Source organism: Actinomycetospora chiangmaiensis DSM 45062 (assembly GCF_000379625.1).
Taxonomy (GTDB): domain Bacteria; phylum Actinomycetota; class Actinomycetes; order Mycobacteriales; family Pseudonocardiaceae; genus Actinomycetospora; species Actinomycetospora chiangmaiensis.
Genome location: NZ_KB903244.1, coordinates 212,322 through 231,624, shown reverse-complemented (window position 1 = coordinate 231,624; position 19,303 = coordinate 212,322). Strand labels below are relative to the sequence as shown.

Annotated in this window: 19 protein-coding genes; 12 read left to right on the top strand and 7 right to left on the bottom strand. The window is 74.0% G+C overall.

Annotated features, from left to right (window positions below; all coding sequences use genetic code 11):
- Nucleotides 1-105 precede the first annotated feature (105 nt).
- Complete coding sequence (gene lexA / locus A3CO_RS0122970) at nt 106-885, bottom strand: transcriptional repressor LexA (RefSeq protein WP_018334600.1); 780 nt, start codon at nt 883-885, stop codon at nt 106-108.
- 470 nt (nt 886-1,355) lie between these two features.
- Here lexA and A3CO_RS38415 point away from each other — a divergent pair, with 470 nt between their 5' ends.
- The 3 genes from A3CO_RS38415 (at nt 1,356) to A3CO_RS0122955 (ending at nt 5,524) form a co-directional block, all read left to right on the top strand.
- Nucleotides 1,356-1,700 (top strand): hypothetical protein, encoded by a 345-nt coding sequence (locus A3CO_RS38415; protein WP_157647804.1) that lies wholly within the window; start codon nt 1,356-1,358, stop codon nt 1,698-1,700.
- 397 nt (nt 1,701-2,097) lie between these two features.
- Nucleotides 2,098-2,586: a transcriptional regulator NrdR gene (nrdR, locus tag A3CO_RS0122960; protein WP_018334598.1), complete on the top strand. Its 489-nt coding sequence runs from the start codon at nt 2,098-2,100 to the stop codon at nt 2,584-2,586.
- Between the two features lie 94 nt (nt 2,587-2,680).
- Nucleotides 2,681-5,524 (top strand): vitamin B12-dependent ribonucleotide reductase, encoded by a 2,844-nt coding sequence (locus tag A3CO_RS0122955; RefSeq protein WP_018334597.1) that lies wholly within the window; start codon nt 2,681-2,683, stop codon nt 5,522-5,524.
- On the opposite strand, the gene A3CO_RS0122950 is transcribed toward A3CO_RS0122955, so the two are convergent.
- From A3CO_RS0122950 to A3CO_RS38795, 3 genes are all read right to left on the bottom strand, one after another.
- Nucleotides 5,482-6,810 carry an FAD-dependent monooxygenase gene (locus A3CO_RS0122950; protein WP_018334596.1) on the bottom strand — a complete coding sequence of 443 codons (1,329 nt, stop codon included), beginning with the start codon at nt 6,808-6,810 and terminating at the stop codon, nt 5,482-5,484. The genes A3CO_RS0122955 and A3CO_RS0122950 overlap by 43 nt on opposite strands.
- Nucleotides 6,807-8,681 carry an ABC transporter ATP-binding protein gene (locus A3CO_RS33925; protein ID WP_245561574.1) on the bottom strand — a complete coding sequence of 625 codons (1,875 nt, stop codon included), beginning with the start codon at nt 8,679-8,681 and terminating at the stop codon, nt 6,807-6,809. Before A3CO_RS33925 ends, A3CO_RS0122950 begins: the two co-directional genes overlap by 4 nt.
- An 86-nt stretch (nt 8,682-8,767) precedes the next feature.
- Nucleotides 8,768-8,935: a hypothetical protein gene (locus A3CO_RS38795; RefSeq protein ID WP_018334594.1), complete on the bottom strand. Its 168-nt coding sequence runs from the start codon at nt 8,933-8,935 to the stop codon at nt 8,768-8,770.
- Nucleotides 8,936-9,189: 254 nt separating this feature from the next.
- On the opposite strand from A3CO_RS38795, the gene A3CO_RS0122935 reads away from it, so the two are divergent.
- Both A3CO_RS0122935 and A3CO_RS37660 read left to right on the top strand, forming a co-directional pair.
- Nucleotides 9,190-9,771 carry an RNA polymerase sigma factor gene (locus A3CO_RS0122935; protein ID WP_026204904.1) on the top strand — a complete coding sequence of 194 codons (582 nt, stop codon included), beginning with the start codon at nt 9,190-9,192 and terminating at the stop codon, nt 9,769-9,771.
- Nucleotides 9,768-10,574: a zf-HC2 domain-containing protein gene (locus tag A3CO_RS37660; protein ID WP_026204903.1), complete on the top strand. Its 807-nt coding sequence runs from the start codon at nt 9,768-9,770 to the stop codon at nt 10,572-10,574. Before A3CO_RS0122935 ends, A3CO_RS37660 begins: the two co-directional genes overlap by 4 nt.
- Nucleotides 10,575-10,578: 4 nt before the next feature.
- Here the strand turns inward: A3CO_RS37660 and A3CO_RS0122925 are convergent, their stop codons facing one another.
- Genes A3CO_RS0122925 through A3CO_RS0122915 form a run of 3 tightly spaced genes read right to left on the bottom strand, consistent with a single transcriptional unit; the run spans nt 10,579 to nt 13,419 of the window.
- Complete coding sequence (locus tag A3CO_RS0122925) at nt 10,579-11,406, bottom strand: ABC transporter permease subunit (protein WP_018334592.1); 828 nt, start codon at nt 11,404-11,406, stop codon at nt 10,579-10,581.
- Nucleotides 11,403-12,353 carry an ABC transporter ATP-binding protein gene (locus A3CO_RS0122920; protein ID WP_018334591.1) on the bottom strand — a complete coding sequence of 317 codons (951 nt, stop codon included), beginning with the start codon at nt 12,351-12,353 and terminating at the stop codon, nt 11,403-11,405. Before A3CO_RS0122920 ends, A3CO_RS0122925 begins: the two co-directional genes overlap by 4 nt.
- 34 nt (nt 12,354-12,387) lie before the next feature.
- On the bottom strand, nt 12,388-13,419 hold the full coding sequence (locus tag A3CO_RS0122915; protein WP_157647803.1) for a LolA family protein: 1,032 nt from the start codon (nt 13,417-13,419) through the stop codon (nt 12,388-12,390).
- 73 nt (nt 13,420-13,492) lie between these two features.
- On the opposite strand from A3CO_RS0122915, the gene A3CO_RS0122910 reads away from it, so the two are divergent.
- Genes A3CO_RS0122910 through A3CO_RS0122880 form a run of 7 tightly spaced genes read left to right on the top strand, consistent with a single transcriptional unit; the run spans nt 13,493 to nt 19,246 of the window.
- Entirely contained in the window at nt 13,493-14,149 is a 657-nt protein-coding gene (locus A3CO_RS0122910; RefSeq protein ID WP_018334589.1) for a response regulator transcription factor, read from the top strand.
- Nucleotides 14,146-15,549: a HAMP domain-containing sensor histidine kinase gene (locus A3CO_RS40140; RefSeq protein WP_281167698.1), complete on the top strand. Its 1,404-nt coding sequence runs from the start codon at nt 14,146-14,148 to the stop codon at nt 15,547-15,549. The genes A3CO_RS0122910 and A3CO_RS40140 overlap by 4 nt, the downstream gene beginning before the upstream one ends.
- Nucleotides 15,550-15,566: 17 nt before the next feature.
- Entirely contained in the window at nt 15,567-16,484 is a 918-nt protein-coding gene (locus A3CO_RS0122900; protein WP_157647801.1) for a molybdopterin-dependent oxidoreductase, read from the top strand.
- 55 nt (nt 16,485-16,539) lie between these two features.
- Nucleotides 16,540-17,607, top strand: a complete 1,068-nt coding sequence (locus A3CO_RS0122895; protein WP_018334586.1) for an alpha/beta fold hydrolase — start codon at nt 16,540-16,542, stop codon at nt 17,605-17,607.
- 12 nt (nt 17,608-17,619) lie between these two features.
- Nucleotides 17,620-18,123, top strand: coding sequence for a GNAT family N-acetyltransferase (locus A3CO_RS0122890; protein WP_018334585.1), 504 nt, complete (start codon nt 17,620-17,622; stop codon nt 18,121-18,123).
- The gene (locus A3CO_RS0122885; RefSeq protein WP_018334584.1) at nt 18,120-18,887 is read left to right on the top strand and encodes a HipA family kinase; all 768 of its coding nucleotides are present in this window, start codon (nt 18,120-18,122) and stop codon (nt 18,885-18,887) included. Before A3CO_RS0122890 ends, A3CO_RS0122885 begins: the two co-directional genes overlap by 4 nt.
- Entirely contained in the window at nt 18,884-19,246 is a 363-nt protein-coding gene (locus tag A3CO_RS0122880; RefSeq protein WP_157647800.1) for a DUF3037 domain-containing protein, read from the top strand. Before A3CO_RS0122885 ends, A3CO_RS0122880 begins: the two co-directional genes overlap by 4 nt.
- Nucleotides 19,247-19,303: the final 57 nt, after the last annotated feature.

The following is a 19,303-nucleotide window of genomic DNA, read 5'->3' as shown; positions in this document are numbered from 1 at the left end:
GCTGTTCCTGACGGCGGGTCCGGTCACCGTCGGTGGCAGGGACGCCCGGCCGGACCCGTCGTCGTGGACGACAGCGGGTTCGGCCCGAGCGGGCCGACGGCGCGGTCAGAGGCGCCGCAGGACCGCCGTGACCTTGCCGAGCACGGTCGCCTCGTCGCCGGGGATGGGCTCGTAGGCCTCGTTGGCGGGGAGCAGCCAGACGTGGCCGTCCTTGCGCTTGTAGGTCTTCACGGTGGCCTCGTTGTCGAGCATCGCGGCCACGATCTCGCCGTTCTCGGCGTTCGGCTGCTGCCGCACGACCACCCAGTCGCCGTCGGTGATGGCGGCCTCGATCATCGAGTCGCCGACCACCTTGAGCAGGAACAGCGAGCCCTCGCCGACGAGCTCCTTGGGCAGCGGGAAGACGTCCTCCACGGCCTGCTCGGCGAGGATCGGGCCACCGGCGGCGATGCGGCCCACCACGGGCACGTAGGACGGGGTGGGCCGGTCGGCACGCACGCCCTCGGTCTCGGACCCGCCGGCGAGCTCGGGATCGAGCTCCTCGGGCATGAAGACCTCGAGCGCCCGGGGGCGGCTGGCGTTGCGGCGCAGGAACCCCTTCTTCTCGAGCACCTTCATCTGGTGGGCCACCGACGAGGTGGAGGTGAGGCCCGCGGCGTCGCCGATCTCGCGGACGCTCGGTGGGTAGCCCACGCGTTCCATGTAGTCGCGGATGACCTCGAGGACCTTGCGCTGGCGCGGCGTGAGGGCCGGCGTCCCGGAGGCGGAGGGCTCGGGCTCCCGGTCGGGGAACGCGTGCACCTCCGCGGTCGCGGCCGTGGCGACCCCGGCCGCCTCCTCGTCGGCCCCGGGCGGGTCGGTGGCCCCGCGGCGGCGTCCGGTCATCGCGTCCTCCTCGATTCGTGGCGTGGGCTCGCGCGACGTCCCGGCCGTGACCGGCGGGACGGTGACGCAGCGTGCTCCCGGTCGAGAAGGTAGCGCCGAGTGCGCGACGGATCAAACACGTGTTCGAAGGACACGCCGGTCGGTCCGTCGACGTTGTCGGGGGTCGGTGCTAGACATCGCACAGACGTTCGATCGAACGCCTGTGCGATGGAAGAAGGTGCCCGATGAGCTCTTCGACTCCGGTGCGGCCGCGGTCCGCGGCCGTCGGCCCCGATTCGGTTTCCGAGCAGGTCACGAGGGGTGTCGACGCCGGGTGGGGCGGCCGGTCCACCGGTCGCGTGCGCCCCGCGGGGCGGTCCGTCGCGGGCGTGCCGACCCGGCCCGCGCCCCGTCGGGACGCCTGCCGCCCGGCCGGTCGTCCGGCGGCGCTGGTCGTCCCGTCCACCCCGGCGCTGCCCTCCGTCGGGCGGGTGAATTCCACCGATGTGATTCATGTCGCTCCCGCGCCCGTCGTGGTGCTGCGTCGGCGACGGGCCGTGGCGGTGGTCGTGCTCGCCGTCCTCCTCGTCGGGCTGATGGCCCTGGCCGTGCGCCTGGCCGGCGGCGTGGTCGGGTCGGCGGGGGCCACGGAGCCGGTTCCGGCCGGGACCACGGTCACCGTCGTGGCGCCGGGGGAGACGCTGCTCGACGTGGCCGCCCGGGTGGCGCCGCGCTCCGAGCCGTCGGCGGTCGTCGCGCACATCCGCGACGCCAACCACCTCTCCTCCTCGCTCGTGACTCCCGGTCGCCCCCTGGTGGTCCCCGCAGCGCCCTGAGCCGCCGGAGGGGTGGTGTCGCCCCGTCACCCACGCGTGCGCTCACCGGCACCACACGCGGCCGCCCGGCGCGCGAGGGTGCCGTTCGCCGCCGGGGTCGCTGGAACAGGGGATCCGGCTTGCACCGGTTTCTCGGGTGTCGCTAGCGTCCCGCCCCAACATCTTGTGGTTACATGGATGTAGTTAGTCCACAGGTTGTGTGTGCAGGTGGAGTGTTGTCCACAGGGTCCCGCACAGGATCCGGGTGTCGCTCCACCGAGGTCGGTGGTCCGTCCACCGGCGGCGCTCCCGAATCCACACCCCGGGGGCGTCTGGTCCACAGCGGTGTCCCCAGGCGGTGCGCGGGGAGGCCGTCCATCCACAGGCCGGTCCGGTCGCGCGAGGAAGGGGAACCGGGATGCGCTGCCCGTTCTGCCGCAACGACGACTCCCGGGTCGTCGACTCCCGCGAGGCCGACGAGGGCCAGGCGATCCGTCGCCGCCGCTCCTGCACCGCGTGCGGGAAGCGGTTCACCACGGTGGAGGAGGCCGTCCTCGCGGTGGTCAAGCGCAGTGGGGTCACCGAGCCGTTCAGCCGCGACAAGGTCGTGCGCGGGGTGGCGAGGGCCTGCCAGGGACGTCCGGTGGACCCGGACGCGTTGGCACTGTTGGCGCACCAGGTGGAGGAGACGGTGCGGGCGTCGGGCACGGCCGAGGTGCCGAGCCACGAGGTCGGGATGGCGATCCTGGGACCGCTGCGGGAGCTGGACGCCGTGGCCTACCTGCGGTTCGCCAGCGTCTACCGGAACTTCTCCTGCGTGGCCGATTTCGAGGCCGAGATCGCCGACCTGCGGGGTCGGTTGGCCGCGGACCCCGCGGACCAGGGGACAGAGCACGAATCAGTGTGATCGCACAGGGCCGGCGGCGACGTCGGTGATGAGTCGGGGATTACGGAGCACCGGAACGTGGGGAAGCGTCCCCGGTGCAGGAGGCGAGGAACGCATGACGGAGACCGTCGGGTCCGACACGAGCACGGACGGCGCGCCGGAGGGTGCGGCCGGCCGGGGCCTGTCGATCACGCGCGTGCACACCACCGAGGGGGTCCACCCGTACGACGGGGTGGAGTGGGAGCGCCGTGACGTCGTCATGACCAACTGGCGCGACGGCTCGGTGAACTTCGAGCAGCGCGGCGTCGAGTTCCCCTCGACGTGGTCGGTCAACGCCACGAACATCGTCACCAGCAAGTACTTCCGCGGGGCGGTGGGCACGCCGCAGCGCGAGTCGAGCCTGCGGCAGCTGATCGACCGCGTCGTGCGCAGCTACACCACGGCCGGCCGCACGCACGGCTACTTCGCGACGCCCGCCGACGCCGAGGTGTTCTCCGACGAGCTGACCTGGATGCTGCTGCACCAGTACTTCAGCTTCAACTCGCCGGTGTGGTTCAACGTCGGCACCGCGTCGCCGCAGCAGGTCAGCGCCTGCTTCATCCTCTCCGTGGACGACACCATGGAGTCGATCCTCAACTGGTACCGCGAGGAGGGGCTGATCTTCAAGGGCGGCTCCGGTGCCGGCCTGAACCTCTCCCGCATCCGCTCGTCCAAGGAGCTGCTCTCCTCCGGTGGCACCGCCTCCGGGCCGGTGTCGTTCATGCGCGGCGCGGACGCGTCCGCCGGCACGATCAAGTCCGGGGGAGCCACCCGGCGGGCCGCGAAGATGGTCGTGCTCGACGTCGACCACCCCGACATCGCGGAGTTCGTCGAGACGAAGCGCAACGAGGAGAAGAAGATCCGCGTCCTGCGCGACGCGGGCTTCGACATGGACCTCGGCGGCGCCGACATCGCGTCGGTGCAGTACCAGAACGCCAACAACTCGGTGCGGGTCACCGACGAGTTCATGCGGGCCGTCCAGTCCGGTGGCCAGTTCGGGCTGCGGGCGCGGATGACGCACGAGGTCATCGAGTCGGTCGACGCCAAGGGCCTGTTCCGGCAGATGGCCGAGGCGGCGTGGGAGTGCGCCGACCCGGGCCTGCAGTACGACGACACGATCAACGACTGGCACACCTCGCCCGAGTCCGGCCGGATCACCGCGTCGAACCCGTGTTCGGAGTACCTGCACCTGGACAACTCCAGCTGCAACCTCGCCTCGCTGAACCTCATGAAGTTCCTGGGTGACGACGGGCGGTTCGACGTCGAGGGTTTCACGCGCTCGGTCGAGCTCGTCATCACCGCGATGGACATCTCCATCTGCTTCGCCGACTTCCCGACGCCGGAGATCGGGGACACCACCCGCGCCTTCCGGCAGCTGGGCATCGGCTACGCCAACCTCGGCGCCCTGCTGATGGCCACCGGCCACGCGTACGACTCCGCGGGCGGGCAGGCGCTCGCCGCGGCCATCACCTCGCTGATGACCGGCACCGCCTACCGCCGCTCGGCAGAGCTGGCCGGCGCCGTCGCTCCCTACGACGGCTACGCCCGCAACGCCGACGCCCACCGCCGGGTCATGCGCAAGCACGCCGCCGCGAACGACGCGATCCGCACGCTGCACCGCGAGGACGCCCGCATCCGCGACGCCGCCACCCGGCAGTGGCAGGACGGCCTGGAGATCGGCGCCCGCAACGGGTGGCGCAACGCCCAGGCCAGCGTGCTCGCCCCCACGGGGACGATCGGCTTCATGATGGACTGCGACACCACCGGGGTGGAGCCGGACTTCTCGCTGGTCAAGTTCAAGAAGCTGGTCGGCGGCGGCTCGATGCAGATCGTCAACCAGACGGTGCCGCGCGCCCTCGCGTCCCTCGGCTACCAGGGCGAGCAGATCGAGGCGATCGTCGAGTTCATCGCCGAGCACGGGCACGTCGTGGACGCCCCGGGGCTGCGCCCCGAGCACTACGAGGTGTTCGACTGCGCCATGGGCGAGCGGGCCATCGCGCCGATGGGCCACGTGCGGATGATGGCGGCCGTCCAGCCGTTCATCTCCGGCGCCATCTCCAAGACGGTGAACATGCCCGAGCGGGCCACCGTCGAGGAGGTCGAGGAGATCTACTTCGAGTCCTGGAAGATGGGGCTCAAGGCGCTCGCGATCTACCGCGACAACTGCAAGGTCGGCCAGCCGCTGTCCGCCGGCAAGACCGGCGGGTCGACGGCCGAGTCGACCACCGGCAACGAGGTCGCGACCACCGACCACCGTCCGGTGCGCAAGCGGCTCCCGAAGAAGCGCCCGAGCGAGACCGTGTCGTTCGCGGTCGCGGGCGCCGAGGGCTACATGACGGCGGGCTCCTACCCCGACGACGGCCTCGGCGAGATCTTCGTCAAGATGTCGAAGCAGGGGTCGACGCTCGCCGGCGTCATGGACGCGTTCTCGATGGCGATCTCCATCGCGCTGCAGTACGGGGTGCCGCTGGAGACCTACGTGTCGAAGTTCGTGAACATGCGCTTCGAGCCCGCGGGCATGACCGACGACCCGGACGTACGGATGGCGACGAGCATCGTCGACTACCTGTTCCGCCGGATCGCCCTCGACCACCTGCCCTACGAGAAGCGCGCCCAGCTGGGCATCTTCTCGGCGGACGAGCGCACCGCGCAGGTCGCGAACGACTACGGGCAGGCCCCGGCCGCCCCGGTCGAGGTCGTCGAGGAGCTGCGGTCGACCGTCGACGCGGCCGAGGAGTCGGCCACGCCCGCCGGGGTCCGGAAGGCGGACATCTCGGTCGGCAGTTCGACCGAGCTGCTCGAGCTGCAGCAGGGCAAGGCGGCCGACGCGCCGCTCTGCCTGACCTGCGGCACGAAGATGCGGCCGGCCGGCTCCTGCTACGTCTGCGAGGGCTGCGGCTCCACCAGCGGCTGCAGCTGAGGGCCCGGCGCCCGGCCGTCCGCGGTCCGGGCGCCGTGGCTGCCGTCGACGTGACCGGGTGTCCGGTCATGCCGGCGGCCAGGTCGTCGCGGGGGCTGGAGAGTCTCCCCGCGGCGCAGGGCGAGGTAGGTGCGTCGCCCGTTGTCGAGCCAGCGGTCCGCCGTCCGGACGGGCAGGAGCTGGCGGGTGCGGTGCCGGAGGAAGCGCCAGGCGGGCAGGGGGCCCTGGCGCCCGCACATGGCGGCGGCGAAGTCGGTGGCGTCGCGGTCGGTGTAGCGGTCGAGGTGCTCGAACCAGGCCATGCTGCTGCGGGCGGCGGCCTGGACGCGGCTGATGCGTGGCAGGCGGTCGCGCTCGAAGCCGGGCAGGGCGGTCGCGAGCACGTTGTCGTGCCGGTACAGGCGGTCGGCCAGCGCGATGGCGTCGTTGATGGCGAGCCGGGTGCCCGAGCCGATGGTGAAGTGCGTGGTGTGGGCGGCGTCGCCCAGCAGGACCACCGAGCCGTCGTACCAGTGGGTGTTGCCGACCTCGGTGAAGCGGCGCCACGTGACGTCGCGGTCCCGGGGCGCGAGCAGCAGCCGGTGGCCGCCCAGCAGGTCGCCGAAGATGCCCTCCAGGAGGGAGACGGTCTCGTCGACGGGCAGGGTGTCGAGTCCGAGGGCCTCCCAGGTCGACGGCTGGCACTCCACGATGAAGGTGCTCGCCCCGGCGCTCGATGGGTACGCGTGGCACCACACCCAGCCGCCCGGCGTCGGGACGAAGTCGAAGACGAACGAACGGAACACGCGGTCGGTGCCGAGCCAGAGGTAGGGATTGGCGCCCGACCGCACCGTGGTCCCGAAGCGGCCGGCCGAGAGCGAGCGGACGCGGCTGTTCGCCCCGTCGGCGGCGACCACCAGGTCGGCGTCCGGGATGTCGTGGGCGTCGGTCACCGCGTGGTCGTGGCGGACGTCGACCCCGAGATCGGACGCCCGTCGGGCGAGGATCTCGAGCAGGGCCGCCCGTCCGACGCTGTAGCCGTAGCCCCCGAGGTGCGCGGTCCGCCCGTCCAGGGTGACGCGCTGTTCCCGCCACAGCGCCGACGCGGCCCGCAGCGCCCGGGCGCTCTCGGCGTCGTTGCGGTACAGCGTGTCGAGCAGGTTGTCCCAGTAGACGACCCCCCACCCGTAGGTCGCCCCCGGCGGGTCCCGGTCGATCACGGTGATCTCGTGTCCGCCGTCGCGCAGGGCCGCGGAGATGGCGAAGTAGAGGCCGGCGGGTCCCCCACCGACGCAGGTGATCTTCATGAGGGGGTTCCTTCGACGGACGGGTGGGCGAGGACCGGACGCCCGCGCGTGACGGGGTCGGGCCGGGTCGGGTGGTGGAGCCGGTAGAGCGAGGCGTACCGCCCCTCGGCGGCGAGCAGCTCCCCGTGGGTGCCGCGCTCGACGACGCGTCCGTGCTCCACGACGAGGATCCGGTCGGCGTGGGTGACGGTCAGCAGGTTGTGCGAGATGACGACGGTCGTCCGACCGGCCATCAGCCGCCGCAGCGGGGCCAGGATGCGTTCCCCGGCCTCGGCGTCGAGGCTCGCGGTGGGCTCGTCGAGGAGGAGGACCGGGGCGTCGCGGATCATGGCGCGGGCGATGGCGACCCGCTGGCGCTGACCGCCCGAGAGCAGGCGGCCGCGCTGCCCGACGCGTGTGGCGTAGCCGTCGGGCAGCGCGACGACGAAGTCGTGCGCGTCCGCGGCGCGTGCGGCCGCGACGACGGCGTCGTGATCGGCGTCGGGTCGCCCGGCGAGGATGTTCTCCTCGACGGTGCCGTCGAGCAGGAGCGTCTCCTGCAGCACGACCGCGACGGCGGCGCGCACGTCCCGGGGGTCGAGGTCCCGCAGGTCGTGCCCGTCGAGGGTGATCCGGCCCTCGGTGGGGTCGTAGAAGCGGAGCAGGAGCTTGAGCAGCGTCGTCTTGCCCGCGCCGCTGGCGCCGACCAGCGCGACGACCTCGCCCGGGGCGGCGGTCAGGTCGATGTCGTGGAGCACGTCCCGGGTCGTGTGGGGGTAGGAGAAACCCACGCCCTCGACGTGCAGCCGCCCCTGCGGGCGCCCGAGGGGGACGGGGTGGTCCGGGCCCGTGACCTCGGGCTGTTCGTCGAGCAGCTCGATGATGCGTTCCGCGCCCGCGGCCGCCCCGAACACGGTGTTGGACAGTTGGCCGAGGCTGCGCACCGGCGAGTAGAGCTGCGAGAGGTAGATGAGGAAGGCCAGCAGCCCGCCGAGGGTGATCTGCCCGAGGCTGAGCTGCCAGATGCCCACCCCGACGATGGCCATCACGCCGAGGACCTCGAAGACCTGGGTGACGGGGGCGAACAGGGCCCCGATCCGGGCGGTGGCGAGCTGGGCGTGCACGCTCTCCCCGGCCCGGCGGTCGAAGCGGTCCACCTCGGCCTGCTCGCGGCCGTAGGCCTGGACCAGGATCGCGTTGCCGAGGCTCTCCTCGGCGACGACGTTGATGAGACCGGTCCGGCGTCGCACCTCCCGCGAGCCGGCCTTGATGCGCAGGGAGAAGGCCCGGGCGAAGAGCCAGAACACGGGGACCGCGGCGAGCGCGACGAGGGTCAGGCGCCAGTTCAGGTACACCATCAACCCCGTGAAGAGACCGATCTGCACGACGGCGGACGCGGCCTGCGCCACTCCGGCGAGCAGCAGCGATTCGATCGCGGCGACGTCCCCCGTGAGGCGGGCGAGGATGTCCCCGAGCCGGCGTCGGTCGAAGAAGCCGACCGACAGGGTGTGCAGATGCGCGAAGACGCGGGTCCGCATCCGCCGCAGGAAGTTCTCCCCGATCCACGCCGCGAGGTAGGCATCGGCGAATCCGATCGCGCCGCCGAGCAGGGTGATCCCGACGTAGGTCGCGGCGACGGCGGGGAAGACCGAGAAGTCCCGCGGCGTGATGACGTCGTCGACGAGAATCTTGAACATCCAGATCGCGGCGGCGTCGGCGGCGGGCGAGACGACGACGAGGAGCAGGCTCAGGCACAGCCGGCCGCGGAACGGTCGGACCTCCGGGGCGAAGCGACGGAAGATCTGCCGTAGTGCCACGGGCGGGGCGGGCGCGACCACGTCGTCGCCGGCCTCCGGCGGGCGCACCAGCGCGCGCAGCATCCTGCGGATCACGACCTCCTCACGTCGTCCGCTCGGTCGGGAGGACGGCAGGCGGTGGTGGCCCCGGCTCGTGCGGAGCCACCACCCGGGCCGGTCGCTCAGCCGCAGTCCTTGCCGCCGTGCCAGCCGCCCCAGCCCCAGCCCTTGCCCCAGTCGTGGTGGTCGTCGTCGTCCTTGCTGCTCCAGCCGCCCCAGCCCCAGCCCTTGCCCCAGTCGTGGTCGCTGTCCTTGTCGTGGCCGCTCCAGCCGCCCCACTTGTCACCCATGTCAGACCTCCGCATTCGTGTTCGACCTCTTGGCGGTCCGTCCGACCGCCCTTCTCATAGGAGGTGGGCGTGCCCGATGGATTGGCTCCGACCGGGTCACCACCCGGATGGCGGAACGGTCGGACGTCGTTCGCGCGAACAAGGGTCGAAGGACCCGGATGCCCGACGGTGAAGTCGGGACCGTCGCGTCTGTCGCGCCACCGGTGGAGGGGTCATGCACTCCACGGGGAAGTCGACCGATGCCCGGGAGCGTGATGAGCGACGAAATGCTGCTGGCCGGATTCCGGGTCGGGGATCCGGAATTGAGCGTCGCGTTCGTGCGCCGTTTCCAGCCGGTCGTGTACGGGGCCGCGTTGAGCGTGCTCGGCGATCCCGTCAGCGCCGAGGACGTGGCGCAGCGCAGTTTCGAACAGGCGTGGCGGCGCGCGGCGACCTACGACAACCGGCGCGGCAGCGTCCGCATCTGGTTGGCCGGCATCGCCCGCCACGAGGCGCTGGGCACGGTGCAGCGCCGCGTGCCGACCCCGTCCGAGCCGACGGCCATCACCGCCATGATCGGGCACGAGCCCGCCGGCTGGGAGACCGATCCCGAGTGGATCCCGTCGACGGCACCGCTGCGTGCGGCGCTCCATGCGCTGCCGCTCGACCAGGCCCGCGCGGTGCTGCTGGCCGCCGTGCACGGGTACACCGCCGCGGAGATCGCCGAGCAGGAGCGCGTGCCGCTCGGCACCGCCAAGACCCGGCTGCGCGCCGCGGTGGGCAAGCTCCGCGACCTCCTGCTGCAACCGGCCGCGGACGGCGGGGTGTCGACCGACCGGCGGGACGACCGGTCGTGACCGGGCCCGCGTCCCGGGACGACCCGTGCGCCCACTTCCGCGACCTGGCCGCCGAGTACGCCGTCACCGACATCGACGGCCGGGAGCGCACCCGGCTCGTCGACCACCTCGAGCGCTGTCCGCCCTGCCGCCACGCGTCGTGCGAGTACGCCGAGGTCGCCGACGCGCTCCTCGAGGTCCTGCCGCGGGTCGAGCCCCCGCCCGGCTTCGCCGCGCGTGTCCTGGCCCGCCTGGAGCGCGCGCGCCGCGACGGTCCGGTGGTGTCCGCGCCGGCTGCCACCGCGCAGCCCGGCGCCGTGCGCCCGGCGAGCCGCCGCCACGCCCGGGACGGTCGTGACGCCCGGTGGATCGCCCCCGCGGCGTGCATCGTCCTCGTCGGGGTGGCGGGCGCCGTCGTCGTCGCGCTCGGCGCACCCGGGGCCCCCGAGCCGCCCGCCCCGCCGTCGGCCGTGGCGGCGACGGTGCCGGCGCCACCGAGCACCGGAGCGGTCCTGCACTCCCCGGTGACCCGCGGGCGGGAGCCGGTGGGAGAGATCTACGCCCACCCCGGTCGGCGCTCCGGCGACCCCACGTGGCTCTACCTCTCGCTCGACGGCGACGGGCCCGACACCGCGTCGGGGACGATGACGCTGCAGCTGTGCACCCGGGGCGGGGCGCGGAGCACCGCCGGGGCGCTCACCGTGACGGACGGGTACGGCGTCTGGGCCGGGCCCGTCCCCGCGGACCCGTTCGACCTGACCGGGGCGCAGCTCCTCCGGGCCGACGGCACCCGCTACGCGACCGCGGAGCTCGCCGACCCGTGAGGAGTCAGCCGTCCCGGCGTGCCATCCGCCAGAACGTCACGCCCACGCCGAGCACGACGTAGACCAGCGCCCGCAGCGACGACGACTCCAGCCCGTCGAGCGGCAGCGGGTCGCGGAGCACGTCGGTGCCGGCGCCGAAGCCGGTGGTGAGCAGGAGCGGCTGCAGCCAGTCCAGCGACGGGATCGCGCCGAGCACCCCGAACACGATCATCCCGCCGAGCACGCAGGCGAGGACGACCAGCGGGTGCTCGGTGAACGTCGAGATCGCCAGCGCCACCGCCCCGACCGCGAGGAGCTGACCGATCGTCCACACTGCGACGAGCGCGATCCGACCGAGCGCCTCACCGACGCCGAGGGTGGTCCCGGACAGCGTGATGAGCGAGCCCGGCCCGCCGACCACGACCGTCCCCGCGATCATCCCGACCACCGCGATGATCAGTACCGCGAGCACCGCCACGGTGATCACCCCGGCCGCCTTCATGACGACGAACCGTGCCCGGCCCACCGGCGCGACCAGCAGCCCGCGCAGCGTCCCGGACCCGGCCTCGCCGGCCACCGCGTCGGCGGCGGCCGAGGCCACGGCGAGCGGCAGCAGCAACGTCAGCGCCAGCCCGAGCGCGACGACGGGCAGGACGAAGCCGTTGCCCGCGACCTGCGCGATCAGCCCGCGGCCGCCCCGGCCGGCGACGGCGATCCCGATGGCGACCGCCACCGGGATCAGCGCCAGCAGCCCGAGCACGACGAGCGTGCGCGGGCGGCGGAGCACCCAGCGGACCTCGGCGCCCACCACGCGGCCGAGCGGGGCGTGGGTCCGTTCGAGTACCGCGGTCACGCGTCCTCCTCGGTCAGCCGGGCGAAGAGCTCCTCGAGGTGGGCCCGTCGTCGGGACACCTCCCACACGCCGACCCCGGCGTGCACCAGGGCCGCCACCACCTCCGGCGGGTCCACCTCGGTGACCGCCAGCGCGTCGTCCCGCAGGTACGCCGCGAACCCGGCGGCACGCAGGGCCGCGAGGCCACGGGCGGGATCGTCGACGGTGACGGCGAGCTCGCCGTCGGAGGCCAGCAGCGTCGCGAGTTCGCCCGAGACCAGCAGCGACCCCCGCGCCAGCACCGCGACGTGCGTGCACACCGCCTCGACCTCGGCGAGCAGGTGCGAGGACAGCAGCACGGTGGTGCCGGCCCCGTGCAGCTCGGCGATCACCCGCCGGACGTCCCGCGTGCCGGCCGGGTCGAGCCCGTTGGTCGGCTCGTCGAGCACCACGAGCCGGCGCGGCACGAGCAGCGCCGCGGCGAGCCCGAGACGCTGCTTCATGCCCAGCGAGTAGCCCCGGTACCGCCGCCGCGCCGCCTCGGTGAGCCCGACCCGCCCCAGCGCCGCGTCCACCGGCGCCCGCAGGTCACCGTCGAGGCGCGGCTCGCAGGCCGCGGCGCGGAGCAGGTTGTCCCGACCCGACAGGAAGGGGTGGAACCCGGGGCCCTCGACGAGCGCACCGACATCGGGGAGAGCCCGCTCGAGCTGCGTGCCGTCGTGCCCGAGCAGCTCGACCCGACCCGCCGTCGGCGCGGTCAGCCCGAGCAGCATCCGGATCAGCGTCGTCTTGCCCGAGCCGTTGGGCCCGAGGAGCCCGACGACCGCGCCGGCCGGCAGGTCGAGGTCGACGCCGTCGACGGCCGTCACCGATCCGTAGGTCTTCCGTAGATCGCGCAGCCGGGCTGCGGGCTCCAGCACGGTTCCCGACGACGGGTCGGTGCGGGTCTCCAGGGTCTGCTCGGTCACGCTCACGTCACTACCCCCCGTCGCTGCGCTCGCCTCACTTGGTACCCAGCGCCTCGGCCACGACGGGCTCCGGCACCGCGCCGACGGCGACGCGCCCGTCGTCGGTGACGATGGCCGTGCCGACCGCGGTCGTGATCGCCCGCCCGTTGCCGAACGGGCCGGTGACCGGCGTGCCGAGCGCGTTGAGGTCCGGGGCGCCCTGGGGCGCCTGCCGGCCCGGCTGCTGCGCCGGGCGCTGGAACACGACGACGCGGTCCCAGCCGTCGCCCACCGTGCGGGAGCCCTGCGGCGGGCCCTGGCGGTCGGGGGCGCCCGGAGCGCCCTGACCGCGGGCCGGGGCGTCCTTGACGGTGGTCCCGGGCGGCGGGGTGAAGGTGAACAGCGACGGGTCCTGCGGTCCGAAGGTGACGTCGTCGAACCCGATCTGCAGGGCCGGCGTGGCGGACCCGGTCGCGAGGACCGTGAGCTGCAGCGGGATGCGCTTCTCGGCGTCGACCGCGACGCGGACCTCGCGCAGCATCGTGCGCTCGGAGGGCTGCGGGGTCAGCACCAGCGTGTACGCGGGGCGCCCGGCGACCTCGGCGGTGCCGTCGACGGCGACCTGGCTGGTCTTCCGGAGGTCGCCGATGATCTGGGCGGACGCGCCGGCCGGGTCGGTCTGCGGGTCCTTCTGCTCCGGCGCGCCGCCCGTCGACCGGGTGGCCGTGCGGTCGGTCGCGTCGTAGACCCAGCGGGTGGTGCCGTCGGAGACGAGCGTCTTCTCGCCGTCACCCGAGGGCAGCGCGACGCGGCCCTTGCCGTCGCCGCCGGACCACACCCGGGCGCTCTGCTGGCCGTTCCCGAGCTGCGGGGCGCCGGGCAGGGCCGGCAGGCCGAGCTCGTTGTCGATCCCGACGGTGCCGTTGAACGGCCCCGGCTGCGCGGTCATCACGGAGGCGACGAGGTCCTCCGGACTCACCGGCGGCAGCTGCGGCTGTGCCGACGCCGTGCCGATCCCCACCACCCCGGCGACGACGGCCCCGGCCGCCGCCACCGCTCCCGCTGCCCCGAACCATCTGCGCCTCATGGGGACCATCCTGCGGCGCCGAGGCTGAGACCCTCACAGCGTCGTCGGGACTACCGTCGCGCACGTGCCCCGTGTGCTGGTGGTCGACGACGAGCCGGGGGTGCGCGCCGCGCTCGTGCGGGGGCTGGGCGCCGAGGGCATGGACGTCGTCGCCGTGGGCGACGGGCCGGCCGGGCTCGCCGAGGCGTCGACGGGCACGTTCGACGCGGTGGTCCTCGACATCATCCTCCCCGGGCTGTCGGGCTACCGGGTCCTCGAGCAGCTGCGCGCGGGCGGGATCGAGACGCCGGTGCTGCTGCTCTCGGCGAAGGACGGTGAGGTCGACCAGGCCGACGGGCTGGACCTCGGCGCCGACGGCTACGTCGTCAAGCCGTTCTCGTTCGTCGTGCTGGTCGCCCAGCTGCGGGCGCTCCTGCGTCGCCGCGCCCCGTCGGCGCCGCGCCTCGTGGTCGGGGCGCTCACGATCGACGGTGACGCGGCGACGTGGGGCGGCGCGGAGATCGGGCTGTCCGCGCGGGAGCTCGCCGTGCTGCGCCACCTCGCCGGTCGCCCCGGCGTGACCGTCACCAAGGACGAGCTGCTCGCCGACGTCTGGGGCGACGGTGCCGCCGCCCGCAACGTCGTCGAGGTGTACGTCGGCTACCTGCGCCGCAAGCTCACGTCCGTCGGCGCGGACGGTCTCGTGGTCACCGAGCGCGGACGTGGCTACCGGCTCCACCCGCCGTCGTGAACGCTCCGCCCCCCGCCCCGCGTGAGGGGAACCCTCGCACCGCAGGAGCGCTCGGATCCTCCCCCCACGGCATCAGCACCTGGTGGGCGCGGCGGACGCTGCGGACCCGGATCGCCCTGGTGGTCGGCGTGGTGGCGCTCGTGGTGCTCGGCGCGTTGGCACGTCTCGGTGCGGGGTTGCTGCTGTCGGCGGTCGTGGCGGCCGGCGACGGGGAGCTGCGCGACCGGGCGGTGACCGCGGCACCCGCCGTCCGGAACGGAGCGGCCCTGCCGCCGCCGCTGCGGGTGACCGACGTGGCCGGCGCACCGGCCGACGGGCGAGGCCCGCTGCCGTTGGCGGAGCCCGTCGTCCGGGCGCTCGCGACCGGGGAGCCGGTGACGGTGGCCGGGCCGGGCAGCGAACCCCGGCGGTGGGTGGCCGTGCCGGTGACGCTGCCGGACGGGACACCGCGCCTGGTCCTCGCCTCGCGCGACCTCCTCGGCGCGACCTCCCTGCTCGGTGACGCGGCGTTCTGGTTCGTGCCGGGGGTCGTGGTCGCGGCCTTCGCGCTCGCCGCGGCGGCCTGGTTCGCGGCCGGTGCGGCCCTGCGGCCGGTGCGCCGCCTGCGGATCGCGGCGTCGCAGGTGGGGGAGGGGGAGCGGCTGCCCGTGCCGCCCGCGCACGACGAGGTGGCCGCGCTCGCCGAGGAGCTGAACGCGCTCCTGGCGCGGCGCGACGACGCGGTCTCGACCGTCCGCCGCTTCGCCGACGACGCCGCCCACGAGCTGCGCTCACCGATCGCGTCGGTGCGCGCCCAGGCGGAGGTCGCGGTCGCGCACCCGCGGCAGGGGGAGGACACGGCGGCGTGGGAGGGCGTCGCGAAGGACGCGGAACGGCTGTCGACACTGGTCACCGACCTGCTCGCCCTCGCCCGGGCGGACGGTGGGCGGCTCCCGGAGGCCCAGCCGGTCGACCTGGGCGAGGCCGTCGCGGAGGCGGTGGCACGGCAGCCCGGCGGGGCGAGCGGAGCGACGGGGGAGAACGGGGGACCGGTGGTCACGGTCTGGGCGCCGGTTCCCGTCTCGGCGTCCACGACCCCGGCCGAGGTCGGGCTGGTCCTCGACAACCTGCTCGGCAACGCCCGCCGCCACGCGCGGACGGTCGTCCACGTCTCCGTCGTCCCCGCCGGGGGCCACGCCCGGCTGCTCGTCGACGACGACGGGCCCGGCATCCCCGACGACGAGCGGGCGCGGATCTTCGACCGCTTCACCCGGCTCGACGCCACGGGTGGCACGCCCGGCTCGGGGCTGGGCCTGGCCCTCGTGGCGCGGCTCGTCGAGAGCCGGGGTGGGTCGGTACGTGCCGCGCGGTCGCCCGAGGGCGGTGCCCGCATCGAGGTTCGCTGGCCGGCGGCGGCCTGAGCCCTACCCTCGGACCGGTGCGCGCGCGGATGGACACGGTCGGGACCGTCCGGCGACTCGTCCCGCCCGAGCGCCTGACGAGCCGCGTCACCGCGCTCGAGGACGCGTTCGTCATCGGGCACTTCGGCCTCCCGGCACCCCGGCCGGACCGACCCGTCGTCGTGACCGGGCTGGTCGACCGCGCGGTGACCGTGACGCCCGACGACGTCCGGGCGCTGCCCACGCACCGGGTCGAGTCCGTGCACGAGTGCTTCGGCAACCCGCTCGCGCCCGGCGAGTGGGTGCGCCGGGCGGCGAACCTGGTGTGGACCGGCGCGCGGCTCCGCGACGTGCTCGACCTCGCCGGCATCGGGGACGGGGCGAGTTCCCTCTGGGCGCGCGGCGCCGACCACGGCGAGTTCGGCGGCGCGTCCAGCCCCGACTACCTGAAGGACCTGCCGCTCGACGCGGTCCTCGACCGCGCCCTCGTCGCGCACACCTGCAACGGCGTCCGCCTGCCCACTGAGCGCGGCGGCCCGCTGCGGCTCGTCGTGCCCGGGTTCTTCGGGACGAACTCGGTGAAGTGGCTGACCGAGCTCACCCTCGCCGACCACCGGCCCGAGCACCTGTTCACCACGCGGCTCTACGTCCGTCCCGGTCCCGACGGCCGGTCGGTGCCGGTCCGGGAGCTCGACGTCACGTCGGTGCTCACGCGGGTCGCGGACGGGGTGGTCCACGGCTGGGCGTGGAGCTCCGTGCCGGTGACCCGGGTGGCGGTGACGGTGGACGGCGCGCCGGTCGCGGTCGAGCTGGACCGGGCGCGGGGCCGGGCCTGGCAGGGATTCCGGGCGCGGGTCGGCGCCGGCGGCACGGTCGTCGCGCGGGCCACCGACGCCCTCGGACGCACCCAACCGACCTCCGGCGCCCGCAACGCCGTCCACCGGCTGCGCGTGTGACCCACGTCGCCGTAGGCTCCGCCCCGGGAAGATCGACTCAGCGCGGAGGTCACACATGACCGGCACCGACCGGCAGGGCTACTACTCGCACGTCCAGCAGGGCGAGCACGAGTACTTCGACCTGGGCGGGTACGTCCTGCAGTCGGGCTACACGCTGCCGGGCGCGCAGCTGGCCTACCGCACGCACGGCACGTTGAACGCGAACAAGGACAACCTCGTCCTCTTCCCGCACATGTACTCGGGCACCCCGTCGTCGCTCGACGACTACATCGGCCCGGGGAAGCCGGTCGACACCGACCGGTACTTCGTGGTGTGCCCCGGCCAGCTCGGCGGCGGGATGTCGAGTTCGCCGTCGAACACGCCGCCGCCCTTCGACCGCGGCCAGTTCCCGTTCGTCTCGATCGCCGACGACGTGCTCGCGCAGTACAAGCTGGTCACCGAGCACTTCGAGGTCGAGCAGCTGCACGCGGTACTGGGCTGGTCGATGGGGGCCCAGCAGACCTACGAGTGGGCGGTGCGCTTCCCCGACATGGTGCCCCGCGCCGCCGCGTTCGCCGGGACCGCGAAGACCCCGGTGCACAACCAGGTCTTCATCGACCTGCACATGGAGCTGCTGAAGTCCGACCCGGCGTTCGCCGACGGCTTCTACGCCGACGCCGCGGACGTGCGCCTCGGCCTGACCCGGCACGCCATCGCGTTCTCGCTGGAGGGCTTCACGCACGAGTGGTACCGCGGCGAGCACTGGCGGGGGCTGGGCTTCGCCTCGGCGAACGACTTCCGGCAGAGCTTCATCCGCGGCTACTTTGCCCCGATGGACCCGAACAACCTCGTCACGCAGGCGAACAAGTGGTGGGCCGGGGACATCTCGCCCCACGGCGGCGGGTCACTCGAGGCGGCGCTGGGCAAGATCACCGCCCACTTCTTCGTCGTGCCGTTCGGTGGGGACAACTTCTTCCCCGTCGAGGACTGCGAGAACGAGGCCGGGCACCTGCCCCACGGCGAGCTGCGGGTCATCGACACCCCGGCCGGTCACTTCGCGATGTTCGGTCTGCGCCCGCAGGACATCGAGCGGATCAGCGCCGTCATCGTCGAGATGCTGTCGAGCCCGGGCTACACCGTCTGAGAACCTGGGCGCATGACCGTCCCGACGATCACGCTCCACGAGACCCGGCCCGACGTCGAGCCGGGTCTCGGGGCGCTGCGCGGCTACGTCGGCGACGTGCTCGGTCGGATGGAGGGGCGGCCCGCCACCGACGACGAGATCGACGCCTTCGTCGCGGCGAGCCCGCACGGCGGCCTCGTGCCGCCCGACGGCGTGTTCGTGCTCGCCCTCGCCGCCGACGGAGCGGTCCTCGGCTGCGCCGGGCTGCGCCTCCGCGGCGCGGACGTCCCCGACGACGCGGCCGAGATCAAGCGGATGTGGACCGCCTCCGCCGCGCGCGGGCTCGGCGTCGGGAAGACCCTCCTCGACGACCTGCTGCGCCGCGCCCGCGAGGCCGGCCGCGCGCGGGTCGTCCTCGACACGCGGGCCGACCTGGTCGAGGCGCGCACGCTCTACGAGCGGGCCGGGTTCGTCGAGGTCGACGCGTACAACGCGAACCCGTACGCGCAGGTCTGGTACGCCCTGGGCCTGCGGTGAGGCGGGTCGTCGCGACCCGGTACGTCACCCCGCTGCGCGAGGGCGGGTCGCTCCCCGGGCTGGTCGAGGCGGACGACCTCGGGACCTACGTCGTCAAGTTCACCGGCGCCGGGCAGGGCGTGAAGGCGCTCGTCGCGGAGGTCGTGGCGGGCGGCATCGGCCGGGCGCTCGGGCTGCGGGTGCCCGAGCTCGTCGTCGTGGAGCTCGACCCGGTGGTGGCGCAGTCCGAGCCGGACTGGGAGGTCCAGGAACTCCTCGCCCGCTCCGGCGGCGACAACCTCGGCATGGACTTCCTGCCCGGCGCGATCGGGTTCGACCCGGTCGCGCACACCGTCGACGCCGACGAGGCGGCGCGGGTGCTGTGGTTCGACGCGTTCGTCGAGAACGTCGACCGCTCCTGGCGCAACCCCAACCTGCTGCGCTGGCACCGCGACCTGTGGTGCATCGACCACGGCGCCTGCCTGTACTTCCACCACTCCTGGGCGCGCGCCGCCGCGGTGGTCGGCCGCGCCTACGACGCGTCCGACCACGTGCTCCTGCCCTTCACGACGCCGGGTGCGCGGGCCGCCGCGGACACGTCGCTCTCGCCGCTGGTGAGCCGCTCGATGCTGGAGGAGGTGGTCGCCGAGGTGCCCGACGACTGGCTCGTCGGGGGCTTCCCCTCGGGTTCTGGGACTGCCGACTTCCCGACGGCGGGTGCGGCGCGGGAGGCCTACGTCGAGCACCTGCTGGCGCGCGTGGCGGAGCGGTCGTGGGCCCCGTGAACACGTACGAATGGGCGCCGCTGCGCGTGGTGCCGCGCGTCGACCGCGGCGAGTGCGTCAACGTCGGCGTGCTGCTCTACTGTCGGCACGCGGTGGTGCTGACGATGCGGCTGGCGCTCGACGTCGAGCGGTTGTCGACGCTGTTCGCCGACCTCGACGTCGACGAGGTGGCCACGGCCGTCCGGGCCTGGCCGCGGGTCGTGGCGGGAGAGGGCCCGGCCGGCGCGCTGTCGCCCGGCGAGCGGTTCCGGTGGTTGACGGCGCCGCGCTCGACCGTGGTCCAGGCCGGGCCGGTGCACACCGGACTGACGTCCGACCCGGAGGCGGAGGCGGACAGACTGCTGTCGCGCCTCGTGTAGTCGAGTGTGCAGCGGAGCGTCGTTGCTGTCGTCCAGTGGCAGTTCCGCCACGTCGTC

What these genes read in the sequence shown, in the direction of transcription:
- lexA (WP_018334600.1), bottom strand. Translation starts at nt 885, where the DNA reads ATGACCGGACGCCGCCGCGGGGCCACCGACCCGCCCGGGGCCGACGAG.
- nrdR (WP_018334598.1), top strand. Translation starts at nt 2,098, where the DNA reads ATGCGCTGCCCGTTCTGCCGCAACGACGACTCCCGGGTCGTCGACTCC.
- A3CO_RS0122955 (WP_018334597.1), top strand. Translation starts at nt 2,681, where the DNA reads ATGACGGAGACCGTCGGGTCCGACACGAGCACGGACGGCGCGCCGGAG.
- A3CO_RS0122950 (WP_018334596.1), bottom strand. Translation starts at nt 6,810, where the DNA reads ATGAAGATCACCTGCGTCGGTGGGGGACCCGCCGGCCTCTACTTCGCC.
- A3CO_RS38795 (WP_018334594.1), bottom strand. Translation starts at nt 8,935, where the DNA reads ATGGGTGACAAGTGGGGCGGCTGGAGCGGCCACGACAAGGACAGCGAC.
- A3CO_RS0122935 (WP_026204904.1), top strand. Translation starts at nt 9,190, where the DNA reads ATGAGCGACGAAATGCTGCTGGCCGGATTCCGGGTCGGGGATCCGGAA.
- A3CO_RS0122915 (WP_157647803.1), bottom strand. Translation starts at nt 13,419, where the DNA reads ATGAGGCGCAGATGGTTCGGGGCAGCGGGAGCGGTGGCGGCGGCCGGG.
- A3CO_RS0122895 (WP_018334586.1), top strand. Translation starts at nt 16,540, where the DNA reads ATGACCGGCACCGACCGGCAGGGCTACTACTCGCACGTCCAGCAGGGC.
- A3CO_RS0122890 (WP_018334585.1), top strand. Translation starts at nt 17,620, where the DNA reads ATGACCGTCCCGACGATCACGCTCCACGAGACCCGGCCCGACGTCGAG.